This window comes from Denitrificimonas caeni DSM 24390 (assembly GCF_000421765.1).
GTDB classification, from domain to species: Bacteria; Pseudomonadota; Gammaproteobacteria; order Pseudomonadales; family Pseudomonadaceae; genus Denitrificimonas; species Denitrificimonas caeni.
The window spans coordinates 14,281-32,241 of sequence record NZ_ATXQ01000005.1 but is presented as its reverse complement, the minus strand read 5'-3'; the positions used below and the strand labels follow the sequence as shown (position 1 = coordinate 32,241).

Sequence of the window (17,961 nt, the reverse complement as noted above, 5' to 3'; positions counted from 1 at the left end):
TGAAAACGATTGCGAGTGAATGCGCTATTTCATAGGATTAAAGTGTATAACTAGCTTTAGTTAAGCCATGCAATTATAAAAATAATGGGGAATATCTATGCGTGAACCCTTTTCGTATTCTGTAATGAAAAGCAATTCTACAGAACGAGCGTTTTATTCATTACGGCGTTGCAGTCGTTTTCTTGGTTCTGTGGCATTGTCTGCAGTGGTGTTATTGCCAATGCAGGTCAGTGCGAAAACAGAAGGGGTTTCTGCGCCTTCTTACTCCATTGAGTCTGCAGCAGCTAGCACGGGCTTATTATTGGATGTGACACGGGCTGGCAAGCGCTTAATTGCGGTAGGGGATCGCGGTCATATTCTTTATACAGACGATGAGGGTCAGCAATGGCTGCAAGCGCGTGTTCCAACTCAGCAATTATTGACATCAGTATTCTTCGTTGATGATCGTTATGGTTGGGCGGTTGGGCATGATGCTTTAATTCTAGCGACTCGTGATGGCGGTGCAACCTGGACGCGGCAGTACGACGATCTTGAAAGAGAGTCTCCGCTTTTAGATATCTGGTTTAAAGATCGCAATACAGGTTATGCAGTAGGTGCTTACGGCGCTGTATTAGAGACCACTAATGGCGGTCAAGACTGGAGCAGCATCAGTGATCGTTTAGATAATGAAGATGGCTATCACTTAAATGCAATCAGCGCTGTAACCGATGCAGGTCTTTTTATTGTTGGTGAAATGGGCGCAATGTTCCGCTCTGCCGACTGGGGGCTTACTTGGGAAACATTAGAAGGACCTTATGATGGCTCTTTATTCGGTATTGTTTCGAGTGGCAAGCCTGAAAGCTTGATTGTTTATGGTTTGCGCGGTCATATTTTTCGCTCAACTGATTTTGGTGAAAATTGGATAGAAACCAAGGTTCGCACAGAGAATGGCACTTTACAATTTGGCTTAGCTGACGGTGGTTTATTAGCTAACGGTGATGTGTTAATTGTCGGACATGGTGGAACCGTTTTACGCAGTAGCAATGGTGGAGAGAGCTTTACAGTCTCTAATCGTCCTGATCGTGCTTCTTTGGCTGGAGTCACATCAGGCGTAGATCGACAATTGGTTCTGGTTGGACAAAATGGCATTCATATTACTGATGCGAACGGCAACGATTTGCTCGATAAATAATAAGACTGGAGAGCGTCAGCATGACATCTAAAGCAAGAAACAATCCAGCCGCAGTGCTTGAACGTTTAATTTTTAATAATCGTCCCGCAGTGATTATTCTTTGTGTATTAATTAGTGCATTTTTATTCTGGCAGGCTGCGCAAGTGCGCCCTGAAACCAGTTTCGAAAAGATGATTCCACTTAAGCATCCTTATATTGAAAAAATGCTTGAGCACCGTAACGACCTTGCCAACCTTGGTAACAGTGTGCGGATTTCTGTTGAAAGTGTTAATGGTGATATTTTCGACAAAGATTATATGGAAACACTGCGTCAGATCAGTGATGAAGCGTTTTACATTCCAGGGGTTGAGCGTTCAGGTTTGCGTTCGTTGTGGAGCCCTAACGTGCGCTGGACAGAAGTAACCGAAGAAGGGTTTTCTGGTGGTGAAGTTATCCCGCAAACGTATGATGGCTCTGCGGAAAGTCTGGAGGAATTACGCAGTAATATTCTCAAGTCTGGACAAGTAGGTCGTTTGGTCGGTAATAACTTTAAGTCAAGTATTGTCGAAATACCTTTGATGGAAGAGTTTCCTGATCCGGAAGATCAAAGCAGGTTACTCAAACTGGACTATCAAGCTTTCTCACACAGTTTAGAAGAGAAAATTCGCGAGAAATACCAGTTACAAAACCCAAATGTTAAAATCCATATCATTGGTTTTGCAAAAAAAGTGGGTGATTTGATTGATGGCCTATTTGGCGTAGCGTTGTTTTTTGCTGTTGCTATTGCGATCACTTTTGTTTTACTGCTTTGGTTTACCAAATGCATGAAAAGTACCTTGGCTGTGCTTTTTTCCACATTAGTAGCAGTGGGTTGGCAGCTTGGTCTTTTACACCTGATGGGTTTTGGGCTTGATCCTTACTCTATGTTGGTACCATTTTTAGTCTTTGCTATTGGTATTTCCCACGGTGTGCAAAAGATTAACGGCATTGCCATGGCTTCAGGTACCGCTTTGGATTCATTGACTGCTGCGCGTATGGCATTCCGTCAGTTGTTTGTACCCGGATTGGTTGCACTGTCTTCCGATGCTGTGGGCTTTATCACTTTACTGCTGATTCCTATTGGAGTGATCAGTGAGCTGGCGATAGGTGCCTCGATCGGTGTGGCGGTGATTATTCTGACCAACCTGATTTTCTTGCCAGTACTGATTTCTTATATCGGCATCAGTAAAAAAGCCGTCAAGATCAGCCGTGAAAACGCTTCGCGTGAGAGTCGTCTATGGCGCTTAATTTCTAACTTTGCTAATCCAATTGTGGCACCTATTTCAGTGGTGATTGCAGTCTGTGCCTTAGGTTTTGGCTTGTGGTATGGCCAGAATCTAAAAATCGGTGACTTGGATCAAGGTGCTCCTGAGTTGCGCGCTGATTCACGCTATAACCTTGATAATGACTTCGTGATTCGCAACTATTCAACCAGCTCTGATGTACTGGTGGTGATGGTCAAGACGCCAATAGAAGGCTGCTCTAGCTACGAAACCTTGAAAGCGATGGATGACTTAAGCTGGCGGATGGAAAACACTCCAGGTGTACAGTCAGTTATCTCGATGGTGACAGTCTCTAAGCAAGTGATCAAAGGGATGAACGAAGGCAACTTGAAGTGGGAAACCCTTTCACGTAACCAGGATGTTCTGAATAACTCGATCTCTCGTGCAGATAACTTATACAACTCTGATTGTTCACTCGCGCCGTTATTGGTCTTCCTTGAGGATCACAAAGCAGAAACATTGACCACAGCAGTTGCTGCGGTTGAAGACTTTGCTGCAAAAAATAATACCGATGAACACCAGTTCTTATTGGCTGCAGGTAACGCCGGTATTGAGGCCGCAACCAATGATGTGATTTCTTCATCAGAAACCATGATGTTGATCGCGGTGTACAGTGCGGTGATCATGATGTGCTTGATTACTTTCCGATCCTTTGCAGCCACAGCCTGTGTGATTTTACCTCTGGTCCTGACTTCAGTACTGGGTAATGCTCTGATGGCATGGATGGGCATCGGCGTGAAAGTCGCGACCTTGCCAGTTATCGCTCTCGGTGTTGGTATTGGTGTTGACTACGGTATCTATATTTATAGCCGCCTAGAAACCTTCTTGCGCATGGGCATGCCTCTACAAGAAGCGTATTACCAGACTCTGAAATCTACCGGTAAAGCTGTACTCTTTACTGGTGTGTGCTTGGCGATTGGTGTGGCAACTTGGATCTTCTCAGCGATCAAGTTCCAAGCTGATATGGGTTTAATGCTGACCTTTATGTTCCTGTGGAATATGTTCGGTGCGATTTGGCTGCTGCCAGCACTAGCACGTTTCTTAATTAAACCTGAACGTTTGCGTCAGTAGCTAGTGTAAGAAAAAGCCCAGCTAATGCTGGGCTTTTTTATGGCTAGCCCCTTCAAATGATTTACCTCTTCTTGGTTTTAAAGCGTAAACAGCGTTACTTGATATCTACTTTTGAATCCTGATATAAATTAAGAGGCTGCTCTAAAGGTGTTTTTCATACAAAAACCTCAACAAACACTTGCACTTACCGGAAGGATCTCATATATTAGCGCCCTCGATTGGCAGACGCACTAAGCAACTTCCAGTCATGCTTCTACCGCCCGGATGGCGGAATAGGTAGACGCAAGGGACTTAAAATCCCTCGAAGGTAACTTCGTGCCGGTTCGATTCCGGCTCCGGGCACCATATATAAAAGCCGCGCCGCCAGCGGCTTTCAAGAAACCAGCCTAGTGCTGGTTTTTTTGTTTTTGCAGTAAATTTGTTTCCGCAATTACAAGTTATTACTGCAATACTATTTTATGGGTATGACGTTCTTGTCTTGTCTGGCGGGTTACATGCAGGATCGCTTCCTCGAGACGGCGATACGCTTAGCGGTTATCGTTCGTTTTTTATAGGTTTAAAAGCAGCAGCATGTTTTATTGAATACTCTTAAAATCTTTTCTTGAGCATGCGACAAGCCTTGTCGCATGACTGTGCATAATTGAATTACCTGCAAGTCGTGGATAAAAGCCTGCATGAAATCAATCCATCTACAAAGAAACTCTTTAACTGACAGCAGTGTTTTATAAAAAAGCTGCATTGCCCGGGGGGTGTGCAGTTGGATAGTGATGTCTCATCATTCACCTCAAGATCTATGCGGCTGAGGCGGAATCATGCCATGGTGATGCGACGCCTTATGTCGCTTGACTGTTGGGGGGAGGGACTATCATTGGCGATCATCAACCACCCGACACTAAAAAATACGCTTATACCGAGCAGCTATCGTTTAAACTAAGCCATTATTTATTAGATAAAGAGCAGTAAGACATGAAGGCTATGCTTCACACTATTTTTCAACGCCATTGGAATCCTTATGTCGTGCTGCTTATTGCTGGCTTGCTCAGTGCTTTGTATTTTGGCCTAACGTCCACAGTTTGGGCTGTTACTGGTGAGTTCACCCGGCTGGGCGGCGATATTTTACAGCTACTGGGCGTTGATGTTGCTGATTGGCAGTATTACCAAATGATAAAACTGCAAGGCGCGACCTGGAGTCGCCCTGATGGTTGGATTGTTTGGGGAATGTTTATCGGTGCGCTGATGATGGTGCTGCTGAGCAATAGCTTTAAGATTCGTCTGCCGCAGCAAAAGCGTCGCTATGTGCAGGGCTTTGTTGGTGGCATTATTGCAGGCTTTGGTGCGCGTTTAGCGCTGGGCTGTAATTTGGCTGCTTTTTTTACCGGTGTACCGCAGTTCTCGCTGCACTCATGGATTTTCATTGTAGCCACTGGCATTGGCACTTTTTTTGGCGCGAAACTGACCCGAACCCTGTGGTGGAAAGGTCGACCGTCTTTATTGCGCGGTGCGGCGCAGCCTTCTAAAGTTAAAGCGCGAATGATCCAGCCTTATCTTGGTGCTGTCATTGCTATTGCCTATGCGGGTGTGCTGATTTATTTCTTTGCTACTGGGCAAAAGTTGCTGGGTTTAGGTGCGTTATTTGGTTTGGCTTTTGGGGTTTTGATTGAGCGCGGACAAATCTGTTTTACTGCGGCGTTCCGCGATTTGTTTTTAGTGGGGCGCAGCTTGATGGCCAAAGCCATTATTGTCGGTATGGCGGCCAGCTCTGTGCTAACTCTGGTGGTGATATCGATCTATGACTTAACGCCGGTGACGCAAATTGCCGCGCTGAGTACTTTGCTTGGCGGTGTTTTGTTTGGCTTAGGCATCGTGATGGCATCCGGTTGTGAAACCGGCATGATGTATCGTCTGATGGAAGGGCAGGTGCTGTTCTTGCCGGTGTTCGCTGGTAATATTATTGGCGCAACATTCTTAGCCTATGCTTGGGATCATCTTGGTCTTTATGATGCTCTGGTTAAACACGGTGAAAAAATCAACCTGCTGGATGCGTTGGGTCCTGTTGGCGCGATTCTCAGTACACTTACGATGCTCGCTGTACTCTATGCGTTAACGCTCTATCGTGAAAAAAATTATCATCGAAATTTTGAATTAAACAGAGGCGTAAAATAACGTGCAAGCCAATAAAGAAGCTGATTTCACTCTAGACCTGCGCGGGGAGTCGTGCCCTTATCCAGTGATCTATACCCTCGAAGCATTGCAAGGCATGAAAAAGGGCGAGTTGTTACAAGTCATCACCGATTGCCCGGGCTCTTTTCGCAATGTGCCGGAAGAGGCTATTGCTCATGGTTATACCTTTGCCCAAGAGCCGGTAAAAAATGGCCAAGAGTATCTTTTTTATATTTATGCGTAAGAAGAAAATCAGGCGTCATAAGCTTGTGTCTGATTTTTAGCATTCTTGCATGTCAGCTTTCTTGCGCTGAATTCTCGTGTTCAGTTTAAAAGTAGTGAGTTCAAACCTAGGTGCTGTGAGGTCCAGCCGCTTGCTTTACACTGGCTCAAACATACTTGGTTTTTATGGTTGTTAAATGACGCAATTGACACAGCATTCTGGTGCCACCGATCTCAGCAGTGACCCCGTGCGCTGGCGGATTTTGGTTGTGTTACTGATAGCGATTTTTATGTCGCTGATGAGCGTCAGTGTGGTGAATGTGGCTTTGGCCTCGATTCAGGATGGACTCAATGCCAGTCAGTCGGATATTCAGTGGGTGCTCTCCGGCTACGCCTTGACCTTTGGCGTGGTGCTGGTCAGTGCTGGGCGTGCTGGTGATCTGATGGGCCGCGGTGGGATTTTTATCCTCGGTGTGGTGATCTTTACTCTTGCTTCAGTTGCTGCTGGTTTAGCACCTGATGCGCACTGGCTCAATGGCGCGCGTTTTGTGCAAGGAGTCGGTTCCGGCTTTATGAACCCACAAGCGCTGGGCATGATTCAACAGTATTTTAAAGGCTCAGAACGCGGTCGCGCTTTTGGCTTTTTTGGCACGACAGTAGGGGTTTCTGTCGCTATTGGCCCAGTGATTGGGGGGCTATTGATTCAGTTGGGCGGCTTAGAAATTGGCTGGCGTCTGACATTTTTGATCAATGTGCCAGTGGGCCTGCTGACCATAGTGCTAGCGTTACTCTGGTTTCCACGTCCGTTAATTCATAAACCGAAACTGCAGGAACATAAGGGCTTAAGCTCTTTGGATCCAATAGGTGCGCTATTACTGGGTTTGGGCGTGTTGGCGGTACTTTATCCCTTTGTTGAGTCCGGTTCGACCGCACTGCTGTGGTTGTTGCTGCCGAGCGGGTTGCTGTTGTTTTACCTATGGGTACGTTGGGAGCGCTGGTATACCTTGCGGGGATACAGCCCTATGGTCGATTTAAAGATTTTCGCCACATCCAGTTACCGCAACGGCAGCATCATTATGACGCTGTATTTTTTGGGGATGACCAGTGTCTGGGTTTTGATTCCCTTATATGTACAGCAAGGGCTTGGTTTTTCAGCGTTTGAAGCCGGTATGGTCGGCATCCCGTCAGCGCTGCTTTCCGCTTATTCCGCGAACTGGGCCGGTAAACGCGTGAATAGCTATGGTCGTAAAGTTGTGATTGGCGGTTTGAGCATGGCTGTTTTCGGCTTGCTCAGCAGTGTCGCGGTGGTGCTACTGCATGAATATCTGAGCTTAAGTATTTGGTGGCTGCTAGTGACCTTGGGATTCTTTGGCCTTGGCCAAGGCTCGGTGGTCAGCCCTAACCAAGCCCTGACTTTGGCTGAAGTGCCGTTGGCTTATGCCGGCAGCTCGGGGGCGATCATGCAAACGGGGCAGCGCATTGGTACCTCGGTGGGAATTGCGGTGATCACTGCCATTGTTTTTGCCGTGCGTCCCTACAGCTCATGGTCGGTAGCGGTGACTGTTGGTTTACTGGCGATTGCTTTCGTCATTTTGTTAGCCTTGGCCATGGCTTTTAAAGATTTACGCGACCGGCGTGCGCTTTAGTGATTTACATCGTGCAAGGCGTTTATATCAGTTTTCTGAACTCTTGTAGTGGCATATTGAATTATGAAGTCGTTGTATCTTTTTGTCGTTAGTCAATACGCTTAGTATTCTTGTCGTTTAGTCCTTTGATTCGTCAACTTATAAGGCGAAGCCACCGCGCATTACATCGCGCAGATATTGGCTGATAAACAGCTGATTACCTCACGCTTAGCCCATGGTATGCCACTCGGTGGCGAATTGGAAATGGTCGGTGGCGGTACGCTCAGTCATGCTCTAGCCGGACGTCGATCGATGCAAATGTGATTGCGGACAGCTTCAGACTAAATGCTATGGTCTTTGGTAGATAGATAGCGCTTAGTTATTTTTGCTATAAGCGTAACGCTATCAATGTGTTGCATAAAGCAACCCTTGGAACACAGATGCTGCGCTAGTCAGTTCGCTAAACATATTAGCGGAACTATTTTTCATAAGCTTGCGTCTCAGGGATTGAAGATGCTGACGGAGGCATACTGCCGCTCGTATCCAAGTGCTCACTGATGATGAGCGCGGTGCTAGGCAGAATAGCATCCATATAGGAGTCGTCGTATGACGAAGAATAAGTCAGATGCCGCTGCAAAAGCTAAAGCGAGCAGAGCATTTAATCAAGCTAAGAGCAAAGCTGCAGAGTATATAAATGACTCAGCAAAGCTTAATGAGCTGATCGATAAAGCTTCGAAAAAAGCAACCGATAAAATAGGTGTGCTAGGTACTGTCTGGACACAGCTGACAGCTTGCTTTCGTCTGATTAGAGCCTATGCCAAGGGCAGTTACCGAGAAGTACCTTGGCATTCACTGATGATGATTGTTGCCTCAGTGATCTACTTTGTCATGCCAATAGACCTCGTGCCGGACTTTATTGTCGGCTTTGGGTTGCTTGACGATGCCGCGCTACTTGGCTGGACAATGAAGACTTTTAGCGCTGATATTGACGGCTTCTTGGAGTGGGAGTCAGAGCAGGCGAGTTGAAGCAAAGAACGGCTGCTGGGTAAGTCGTCAGTGCATCTTAAGGCAGTAATTACCCAAGCGTCTGTGCTGATGTGTTCTTCTCATCGGCCAACTGTAAACGCTTTATCTTTATTAGGGAGAAGTCATGCACATAGCTATTCTAACCTTCACTTTTTCTCTGCCAGGCTGCAGTTCTTTGAAAGAGAAGCGTCAGCGTGTCGGTGGTTTGCATGAGCGTTTTGGACGCAACCCAGCGGTGGCGGTGTGTGAAAGTGGCGAACTGAACCGGCATGATGCCAGTCAGTGGTCCTTTGTTGTCGTAGGTATGACCAAGCGTGAGGTTGAGGCGCTATGCAGCCAGATTGAAGATAAGGTGCAAACTACGGTTGAAGGGCGAATTATGGATGTTGTACGCGAGTTTCTCTAATCTTACCTTGTTGCAGTTGCACTGGCGCGATTGGCAGCGCCGATCATACTCAAAGGGTCAACTTACAAGAAGGGTGGGTAAAACACCGATCCTGTAAGTCGCCATTATAGAGTCAAATTATGATGCTTTCGGCTTGAAGAACAGCGTCGCGCCACGGGTTAAACCTTGCAGATTGACATCATCACGAGGCACTTCAGCTTCGATCGGCTCGTCTTGACCTTCAACTTTTAAAGTCACTCGCGTGATAGCACCTAATGGACGAATATCACGCACAATACCGGGCTGATGGTCAGTCACCGCGACTTGTGACAGCAATACTTCATGCGGACGGAACTGGATATCTTGATCCGCCACTTTAAGGCGGTTGGAATCACCTAAAAAGTGATAAACAAAATCGCTGGCTGGGTTCTCATAGACTTCAGCAGGCGTACCGATTTGTTCAATCACACCTTTGTTCATTACCACGATGCGATCGGCCACTTCCATGGCTTCTTCTTGGTCGTGGGTAACAAACACAGAGGTGAGGTTGATGTCTTCGTGTAAGTTAGCCAACCAGCGGCGCAGCTCTTTACGCACCTTGGCATCTAACGCACCAAAAGGCTCATCGAGCAGCAGGATTTGCGGCTCAACCGCTAAAGCTCGCGCTAAAGCAATGCGCTGGCGCTGACCGCCTGAGAGCTGTTCAGGGTAACGGTCGGATAACCAATCCAGTTGCACCATGCGCAGCAACTCTTGGACTTTTTCAGCAATCACTGCTTCGCTTGGGCGCTCGCGGCGTGATTTCATCCGCAGACCGAAAGCCACGTTATCAAACACCGTCATATGACGAAACAAGGCGTAATGTTGAAACACAAAGCCGACATTGCGCTTGCGTACGTCGCGGCGTGACACATCATCGCCGTTAAATAAAATGCTGCCGGTATCCGGCGTTTCTAAGCCAGCAATAATGCGCAGCAGGGTGGTTTTACCACAGCCGGATGGGCCGAGTAAGGCCACCAATTCGCCAGCTTTGATGTCTAAATTAATGTTGTTTAACGCAGTAAAGTTGCCGAACTGCTTATGAACTTGGCGGACTTCAATACTCATGACTTATTCGTCTCCATTGTTTAGCTGACGGTTGATCCGCGATTCGCTCCACTGCTTGAGCAGCAACATAATCAACGCCAAAATTAATAGCAGGCTGGCAACACTAAAGGCCGCAACGTGGTTGTATTCGTTGTAAAGAATTTCAACATGCAGGGGCAGAGTGTTGGTAAAACCACGGATATGCCCAGAGACCACCGACACCGCACCAAATTCACCCATCGCCCGCGCCGTACAGAGCACCACGCCGTACATCAAACCCCATTTGATATTGGGCACGGTGACATGCCAAAACATCTGCCAACCGCTGGCGCCGAGTAAACGCGCCGCTTCTTCTTCTTGGGTACCTTGTTGCTGCATTAATGGAATCAGCTCACGTGCGACAAAAGGCACGGTGACAAACAAGGTTGCTAAGACGATACCGGGTACGGCAAAGATGATTTGAATGTCATGTTCAATCAGCCATTCACCAAAGAAACCCTGCGCGCCAAACAACAATACATAAACTAAACCGGCGATGATCGGTGACACCGAAAAGGGCAGATCAATTAAAGTGATTAAGACGCTTTTACCATAAAAATCATGTTTACTGACGCACCACGCGGCAGCGACACCAAAGACTAAGTTCAGCGGAACCGAGATGGCAACCGCCAGTAAAGTCAGCTTTAATGCTGAGATGGCATCGGCTTCTAGCATTGATTCAAAAAAGTGTGCAACGCCCATTTTTAAGGCTTCAATTAATACAATGGCCAGTGGCAGTACTAAAAAGACGATAAAGGTCGCCCAGGCGGCAATGATCAGCGCTAAGCGTGCCCAGCTTGGTGCGTTGCGTGAGTTCTGATGGGATGTGGTCGACATAGGTATTCCTTAGCCCTTAGCAACGTAGCGTTGGAGAAGGTTGATCAACAGCAGTAAGACAAAAGACACCACCAGCATCATCACGCCAATTGCCGTGGCGCCGACGTAGTCGTATTGATCGAGCTTAACCATGATCAGTAGCGGTAGAATTTCGGTTTTGCCGGGCATGTTACCAGCAATGAAAATCACTGAGCCGTATTCACCGACACCGCGAGCAAAAGCCAATGCAAAACCAGTCAGCCATGCTGGCAATAAGGCCGGTAGTAAAATATTCCAGAACACTTGCAGAGGGCGAGCACCAAGGCAGGTTGCAGCTTCTTCGAGCTCACGGGGGATATCCGCCAGTACCGGCTGAATGGTGCGCACAACAAAGGGCAAGGTGACAAAGGTCAGTGCTAAGGTAATACCAAAAGGCGTGTAAGCAATGGTGATACCTAAATCCGCAGCAAAACGTCCGACAAAACCATTCGGTGCATACAACGCAGTCAAAGCAATACCCGCCACAGCGGTGGGCAAAGCAAAGGGCAGGTCAATCATTGCATCAATCACTTTGCGGCCTGGAAAGCGATAACGCACCAACACCCAGGCGAACAGTGTGCCGATGACCCCATTGAGCAACGCGGCGATGAAAGCAGTACCAAAGCTGAGCTTGAGTGCCGCTACCACGCGTGGCGCGCTGACAATCGCGTAAAACTCTGACCAACTCAACTGCGCGGCATAAATAAACATGCCGGCTAATGGTAAAAATACCAATAAGCTGAGGTACACCAGAGTGTAGCCGAGGGTCAATCCAAAGCCTGGAATGACCGGTGAGGAGCGTCGTGACATAGTGACTCGCCTTGTGGTTATTTAAAAAAACAGCCCATACACGCTATGGGCTGTGCTGACTCGGATAACATTACTGTTGTTGATAAATTTGGTCGAAAACGCCGCCATCATTAAAAAACTGCGCTTGTGCTTGCTGCCAACCGCCGAAAAAATCATCAATAGTCACCAGTTTTAACGGTGCAAATTGCTCAGCAAACTCTTTAGCGATCGCGACATTACGTGGACGATAAAAGTGTTCTGCAGCAATGCGTTGGCCAACATCGCTGTATAAGTATTGCAGGTAGGCTTCAGCGACCGCGCGGGTGCCTTTGCGATCGACGTTGCGATCAACCACCGTTACTGGCGGCTCAGCTAAAATTGAGATGGATGGAGCAATGATCTCAAAGCTGTCAGCACCGTGCTCTTTTAAAGTTAAATAAGCTTCGTTTTCCCATGCCAGTAGCACATCACCCATGCCGTTATTGGTAAAAGTATTGGTCGCTGCGCGAGCTCCACTATCCAGAACAGGCACGTTGGCAAATAAACGCTGAACAAAATCTTGTGCCTGTTGCTCACTGCCATAAGTTTGTTTTGCATAGGCCCAAGCGGCTAAAAAGTTCCAACGAGCGCCGCCTGAGGTTTTGGGGTTCGGTGTGATCACGCTAATGCCAGGCTTAACTAAATCGTCCCAATCTTGTATCTGCTTGGGATTGCCTTTGCGGACCAGAAACACGATGGTTGAAGTATAAGGCGTGCTCGCGTTTGGTAAGCGTTGCTGCCAGTCTTTGGCGAGCCATTTACCTGATGTATGCAGTTGATCAATATCACCGGCTAAGGCTAGGGTGACAACGTCAGCGCGCAAGCCTTCAGAGACTGAGCGCGCTTGTTTACCGGAACCACCATGGGATTGTTGCACTTGCAGAGCTTCATTGCCTTGCGCTTGCCAGTGTTGGTTAAAAGCGCGATTAAAATCACTGTAAAACTCACGTGTCGGATCATAAGACACATTGAGTAAGGTTTGTGCCTGCGCTGTGATTGCGCTGGTGGCAAAGAGCACACCGGCAAACAGGCTGAAACGGCGACTTAAAATTGACATGCGGTACTTCCTAAATAAGAGATTGGCTCAATAACCTTTACGCAAAAAACTCTCGCATTCGCCAACAGCAGCATGTCAGTGCTGATTGAAGCGAGTAGCGATGGCTATACCTTAATGTCGAGAGTTGCATGCGATGTTCCTTATGCCAATACGCCGTCTAGTGCTGGCGTTAGGGTGCTTATCATAGCCGTTGTTGCTTATTCTTTAAAATACTGTTTAGTGATTCTCTTATGCTTTAAAAGAATTAAAGGTTTGAGGCTGTATATTCTTTCTGGTTATAGATAGATGCTTTTATATTCTTTTAAGATAGGATGGTGTTGTAGCATAGTTAATGCGACAGCATAGTTTTAATGCCACTGATCCATTACTGAGGAAACACCCATGAGTATTCAATTAGGCGATACCGCACCGGATTTCAAACAAGACTCAAGCGAAGGCTTGATCAGTTTTCATGAGTGGTTGGGCGACAGTTGGGGCGTTTTATTCTCACACCCAGCCGACTTCACACCAGTGTGCACCACTGAACTGGGCTTTACTGCCAAGCTCAAAGACGAATTTGCCGCGCGTAATGTCAAGGCAATTGCTTTATCGGTTGATCCAGTTGACTCACACCATGAGTGGATCAAGGATATTAACGAGACACAAAACACCATCGTGAACTTTCCAATCTTGGCCGATGATGACCGTAAAGTATCCAAGCTTTATGATCTGATTCACCCTAATGCCAGCAACACGCTGACTGTGCGTTCGCTGTTTATTATTGATCCAAACAAAAAAGTGCGTTTGACCATCACCTATCCAGCCAGCACCGGACGTAACTTCCATGAGATTTTACGAGTGATTGATTCTCTGCAACTGACCGACAACTATAAAGTTGCCACACCAGCCAACTGGCAGGACGGTGAAGAGGTAGTGATTGTGCCATCGATCCAAGATAAGGCTGAACTGGAAGAGCGCTTCCCAAAGGGCTACCGTGCAGTAAAACCTTACTTGCGCCTGACGCCACAGCCTAACCGTTAAGATGCAAACGTCTGGCTGCAGAGCATGAGTTGCTCTGCAATCCAGACCTATAGAGAAGGAAAGCGCCGATGCGCCAGACCACTGATGTGCGTTATTTAATTGTGCCAGGCTGGCAGGGATCATCGGCTGAGCATTGGCAGTCCCATTGGCAGCAGGTATTGCCGGCCTGCGCGCGAGTTGAGCAAGATGATTGGTTATTACCTGAGCGTCAGGCGTGGGTCGCGCAACTGCAGCGTCAAATTGCCGCCGATCGACGTCCAGTGCTGCTGATTGCCCACAGCCTAGGTTGCGTCACCGTCGCGCACTGGGCTGCGCAAGCACCGGCTGCATTGCTCGATCGCGTATGCGGTGCTTTGTTGGTTGCGCCGGCTGATGTCGAACGCAGTGATTGTCCAGAACCTTTGCGCAATTTTGCCCCGATGCCAAACTCAAATCTGCCATTTGCCAGCGTATTAATTGGCTCCAGCAATGACCATGCAGCAACTGCGCAACGTGCACTAGAGTTCGCGAAAGCTTGGGGTAGTGAGGCGGTGATTGTGCCCAATGCTGGGCACATTAATGTGCAGTCCGGCCATCATCGTTGGGAGCAAGGTTTTGCGTGGTTGTACCAGTTGCAAGAACATGCCAAAAGCGATTGCCAGCGCAGCGCTTAAGTCGATCAGCTGTTTGATTTCCTAACCTGAAAGAATTGCTTACTACGCTATTAACCTACGCTGCATCTTCGGGTCGATAACCAATTCTAAAACCACCCCAATGTTTACCTTGCACATAAATCGGTACGGAAATATCGTGCATGTGCTCACCGGTTTCACGGATGTAGGTTTGCAAAAGTAAAGGCTTCTGATGATTACCGCAGCGAGCGCCAACACGATCATTGAAAATACGCTTGGTTCGATTATGCAAATAGTCTTGCTCATAATTACCCGTCAGGGGCTGACTATAAATGATGTTATGGGTGGGAATATAGCCTTGTTGCGTACAGGTAATAGCAAATACAGCATGTGGATTGTTTTGCAGAATAGGTTCCTGAAAGGTGCTGAGCACTTGATCGGTATACTTATCAAATGCGGTGCTGTATTTTTTCGGATGAGTATTCGCGATTTCTTGATAGTTACGATCGAATAGCGCTGTTTGGCTGATTTTACCTTGAGCAATGTCGTTTTCAAATTGCGTACTGATTTGCTGAGCTGCGTTCTGTGCCAGCTCGTAAATATGCTGGTGGTATTCTGACAAACTGATCTCAGAAAGCTTTTCGCTAATTCCTTCCGTTTGATCTTCAAGTAGGGCCGCAGATTGGCTGAGTTGTGCTGTTTGTTGATCACTATCAGCCAGGTCTTGACGGACCTGTTCGACTTCTTTAAAAAGCCCCTCGAGTTGTACGCGATTGTTTTGCGTGCCACTGGCTATAGTTTGCATTTGCTGTTCGACAGTCACCGCCAGTCCGGTGATCTCATTGAGTTGATTGCCTGCGCTTTCCACCAGTTCTACGCTGTTATTGAGATCCTCAATCAGTCTATGTTGATGCTCTGCAACATCATTGGTATTTTGCTGGATTTCTTGAACCATGCGCTCAACTTCCTCAGTAGCAGCAGCAGTGCGACTGGCTAAGCCTCGAACTTCATCAGCAACCACCGCAAAGCCTCGACCGTACTCACCGGCACGTGCGGCTTCAATCGCAGCATTCAATGCTAATAAATTGGTTTGGCTGGCAATACCTTGAATGACCGAAGCCACTTTCTGGATTTCTCGGCTGCGTTCTCTGAGATTTTCAATCAGCGTACGGCTATTGTTGGCCTGTTGTGTAAGAGCTTGCATACTGAAGGTCGCTTTTTCTAAACCAAGCTGACCTTCTTGGCTATTGCTACGTACCGCGCTCGCTGCGCATAAACTTTGTTCGCTAAGTTGCGCAGTGGCTTCTTCAGTGGTTATGACTTGTCCTGCGCTGTGTTCAATACGCTCAGCGGAGTTAACCAAAGAAATTAATTTTTGCTTGAGCTGCTGCGCAGCATGACTGACTCCTGCGGCAGTCAAGGCACTGGCTGTTGTCGCGTGAGATAAGTGGCGAGCCAGCTCTGTGGTTTGCTCTGCATTATGCACAACTTCAGTGGTTTGCGTAGTTTGACCTAATAGGGGGATAACAAATATTGGTAGGAGCAAAATACTACTAGTCCAAAAAGGCGCGTTCAGCCACGATAAAATGACGAGTGCGATAATGCTGCCGATTTGTAAACCTAAAACACGATAAGTAGAAATCATGAGAACAAAGCGCCTTACTCGAATGACATAGAACAATTGTTATAATTGTTGATGTTTTTGTTGAATATGCAGGTTCTTATTGCGACATTCTTGCGAGCAAAAGGCCATCACACTTTGGTCGTTAGATTAAGAGTCATTAGTCTCGTATGGAGCACAGTTGGGTGTATTGATTATGCTTTAGAGTTTAACCGCGGCAGCTTGCGCGCCAGTTTCCTAAAGTGCGCAATGCGCTCATAACATAGAGTCAATTCGCCACTGATGGTGTTGTACCAACTATCTGGCGCACCGCAAGAAGCAACGCGCAGAGTCAGATCACGCGGCAATACAAAAAACTCACTGGCGCGTTCAGCTACAGCTTCTAATTCGCCACTGGCTTTAACTTTTTCTAAAAGTTCACTGCCACCATCTAAGTGGTGTGGCGGTGTATCGTAAATGACGCGAATTCGATGTTTAACGGGTTCGCCACTTGTGCGTTTAAAGTGCTCACGAAACCAAAGCGCGGCATATTTGGCTTGCTCATACTCATCTTGACAATAAAATGCCCGTTCTTCTGGTAAGCCGGTCATTTCGATAATCCACTCAAGATTCTTTGGATCACTGCCATAGGCTAAGCAGGCGATATTATAAAAGCGCTGCTCATCTAAAGCGTGGCTGTCCCAGGCTTGGATTTGTTCTTCAGAATCTTTAGCGCTTTGCCATTCGAGTCGCCAGTAGTCAGCCACGTCTAATAAGCGCATCGGAAAGTCTGGCGTTTGTTGGCGCTCATGGATTAAAAATAAACCAATAAAACCGAGTTGATCTGCTGCATCTTCTTCACGCCCCAGCACCGGTAGCTGTAACTCGTGAATCAGCAAGTGACCCATTTCATGCAATAGAGTGAATTCTGAGTTGGTCGTTACAAAACGCAACTGCTCGGCGCTGTCGTGTTCTTGCGCGACGCTGCTGGTGGCATACAGCAAGCAAAAAACGCTGCACAGTTGCCGTGTAAAGAGTCTCATCAAGCTGATTGTCGCGTGTTTCTTGATGAGTTTTAGCTGGATGAGCATGCTAAATCGAGGTCCTCAATGGCAAATGGCAATGCTGGTTGCGGCCATTGTAAGTCTAAAGCCTCGAGTTTTTTTGCAATTAAGCTACAGATTAAAAGATTACGCAGTGCTTTGTTATGAGATGGCAAAATATGCCATGGATGCGAGAGGCTACTGCTTTGCGCAAAAGCTTGATTCCAGTTTTCTTGAATCTGCTCAAAGTTCTGATGACCGATTAAATCTGCTGCAGAAATTTTCCAACGCTTTTCTGGGTTGATAAAACGTTGTTGTAAACGTTTTTTCTGCTCACTTTTGCTAATGTGTAAATAGATTTTAATCAGATGAATATTCTGCTCTGCCAGTTGTTCTTCAAAAGCCAATAATTGCTGTAAACGCTCAGCGGCTTGATTGCTGTCGATATCGCCATCGGCTAAATCGCTGACCAAACCTTCATAAGGTGTGCGATTAAAGACAGTGATCATGCCTGCAGTGGGTAATTGCTCACGATAGCGCTTTAAAAAGTGTTCGCTGCGCTGCTGCTCGGTGGGCTTTTGAAAGTCACTGACGCGAATCCCTTGCGGATTGAGACCGCGTAGGCTGTTCCGTATAGCGCCGTCTTTGCCTGAGCAATCAGGGCCTTGCAGCCAGACTAAGATGGCTGGGCCGTTGTTAGCCCAGAGCAACTGCTGTTGGCGATCGAGCCATTTGCGTAAGTCTTCTAGGCGTGCGTCTGCCTTGTGCATCGGTAAGCCAAAATCACGATTTGGATCCAGATTTAAAGCGCTAGCATGTTGATAATGGCATTGCTGTAAAATAGCATCAGACAGACGCATA

At 47.2% G+C, this 17,961-nt stretch carries 16 protein-coding genes, 1 tRNA gene and 1 pseudogene; 11 read left to right on the top strand and 7 right to left on the bottom strand.

What is annotated here, in order from left to right; all coding sequences use genetic code 11:
- The first annotated feature begins 97 nt into the window (after positions 1-97).
- The 9 genes and pseudogenes from H591_RS0108670 to H591_RS0108630 all read left to right on the top strand — a co-directional run bounded on the left by H591_RS0108670 (position 98) and on the right by H591_RS0108630 (position 8,982).
- Complete coding sequence (locus H591_RS0108670; protein WP_028244298.1) at positions 98-1,171, top strand: WD40/YVTN/BNR-like repeat-containing protein; 1,074 nt, start codon at positions 98-100, stop codon at positions 1,169-1,171.
- Positions 1,172-1,191: 20 nt separating this feature from the next.
- Entirely contained in the window at positions 1,192-3,543 is a 2,352-nt protein-coding gene (locus H591_RS0108665) for an efflux RND transporter permease subunit (RefSeq protein ID WP_022966558.1), read from the top strand.
- 258 nt (positions 3,544-3,801) lie between these two features.
- Positions 3,802-3,888 (top strand) — tRNA-Leu (locus tag H591_RS0108660).
- Between the two features lie 621 nt (positions 3,889-4,509).
- Positions 4,510-5,706, top strand: coding sequence for a selenium metabolism membrane protein YedE/FdhT (gene yedE / locus H591_RS0108655; protein WP_022966557.1), 1,197 nt, complete (start codon positions 4,510-4,512; stop codon positions 5,704-5,706).
- Between the two features lies 1 nt (position 5,707).
- Positions 5,708-5,947, top strand: coding sequence for a sulfurtransferase-like selenium metabolism protein YedF (yedF, locus tag H591_RS0108650; protein WP_022966556.1), 240 nt, complete (start codon positions 5,708-5,710; stop codon positions 5,945-5,947).
- A gap of 175 nt (positions 5,948-6,122) precedes the next feature.
- Complete coding sequence (locus H591_RS15090) at positions 6,123-7,571, top strand: MFS transporter (protein ID WP_022966555.1); 1,449 nt, start codon at positions 6,123-6,125, stop codon at positions 7,569-7,571.
- Positions 7,572-7,715: 144 nt separating this feature from the next.
- Positions 7,716-7,874: pseudogene (gene recR / locus H591_RS15870) on the top strand (recombination mediator RecR); the annotation flags it as partial.
- 282 nt (positions 7,875-8,156) lie between these two features.
- Complete coding sequence (locus H591_RS0108635; protein ID WP_022966553.1) at positions 8,157-8,576, top strand: YkvA family protein; 420 nt, start codon at positions 8,157-8,159, stop codon at positions 8,574-8,576.
- Positions 8,577-8,700: 124 nt separating this feature from the next.
- A complete protein-coding gene (locus tag H591_RS0108630) occupies positions 8,701-8,982 on the top strand; it encodes a DUF503 domain-containing protein (protein WP_022966552.1) in 282 nt (93 codons plus the stop codon).
- 117 nt (positions 8,983-9,099) lie between these two features.
- On the opposite strand, the gene H591_RS0108625 is transcribed toward H591_RS0108630, so the two are convergent.
- The 4 genes from H591_RS0108625 to H591_RS0108610 form a co-directional block, all read right to left on the bottom strand.
- A complete protein-coding gene (locus H591_RS0108625; protein WP_022966551.1) occupies positions 9,100-10,068 on the bottom strand; it encodes a sulfate/molybdate ABC transporter ATP-binding protein in 969 nt (322 codons plus the stop codon).
- Positions 10,069-10,071: 3 nt separating this feature from the next.
- Positions 10,072-10,923 carry a sulfate ABC transporter permease subunit CysW gene (gene cysW, locus H591_RS0108620; RefSeq protein WP_022966550.1) on the bottom strand — a complete coding sequence of 284 codons (852 nt, stop codon included), beginning with the start codon at positions 10,921-10,923 and terminating at the stop codon, positions 10,072-10,074.
- A 9-nt stretch (positions 10,924-10,932) separates the two neighbouring features.
- Positions 10,933-11,751 carry a sulfate ABC transporter permease subunit CysT gene (gene cysT / locus H591_RS0108615; RefSeq protein WP_022966549.1) on the bottom strand — a complete coding sequence of 273 codons (819 nt, stop codon included), beginning with the start codon at positions 11,749-11,751 and terminating at the stop codon, positions 10,933-10,935.
- Positions 11,752-11,821: 70 nt separating this feature from the next.
- Complete coding sequence (locus tag H591_RS0108610) at positions 11,822-12,826, bottom strand: sulfate ABC transporter substrate-binding protein (RefSeq protein WP_022966548.1); 1,005 nt, start codon at positions 12,824-12,826, stop codon at positions 11,822-11,824.
- Between the two features lie 381 nt (positions 12,827-13,207).
- Here H591_RS0108610 and H591_RS0108605 point away from each other — a divergent pair, with 381 nt between their 5' ends.
- Together H591_RS0108605 and H591_RS0108600 are read left to right on the top strand one after the other, a co-directional pair.
- On the top strand, positions 13,208-13,846 hold the full coding sequence (locus tag H591_RS0108605; RefSeq protein ID WP_022966547.1) for a peroxiredoxin: 639 nt from the start codon (positions 13,208-13,210) through the stop codon (positions 13,844-13,846).
- Between the two features lie 68 nt (positions 13,847-13,914).
- On the top strand, positions 13,915-14,499 hold the full coding sequence (locus H591_RS0108600; RefSeq protein WP_022966546.1) for an RBBP9/YdeN family alpha/beta hydrolase: 585 nt from the start codon (positions 13,915-13,917) through the stop codon (positions 14,497-14,499).
- Positions 14,500-14,554: 55 nt separating this feature from the next.
- Here the strand turns inward: H591_RS0108600 and H591_RS15085 are convergent, their stop codons facing one another.
- The 3 genes from H591_RS15085 to H591_RS0108585 all read right to left on the bottom strand — a co-directional run bounded on the left by H591_RS15085 (position 14,555) and on the right by H591_RS0108585 (position 17,960).
- Positions 14,555-16,102, bottom strand: coding sequence for a methyl-accepting chemotaxis protein (locus H591_RS15085; protein WP_022966545.1), 1,548 nt, complete (start codon positions 16,100-16,102; stop codon positions 14,555-14,557).
- A 170-nt stretch (positions 16,103-16,272) separates the two neighbouring features.
- A complete protein-coding gene (locus H591_RS0108590; RefSeq protein WP_028244296.1) occupies positions 16,273-17,100 on the bottom strand; it encodes a DUF4344 domain-containing metallopeptidase in 828 nt (275 codons plus the stop codon).
- Between the two features lie 32 nt (positions 17,101-17,132).
- On the bottom strand, positions 17,133-17,960 hold the full coding sequence (locus H591_RS0108585; RefSeq protein ID WP_022966544.1) for a polyphosphate kinase 2 family protein: 828 nt from the start codon (positions 17,958-17,960) through the stop codon (positions 17,133-17,135).
- Between the last annotated feature and the right edge of the window lies 1 nt (position 17,961).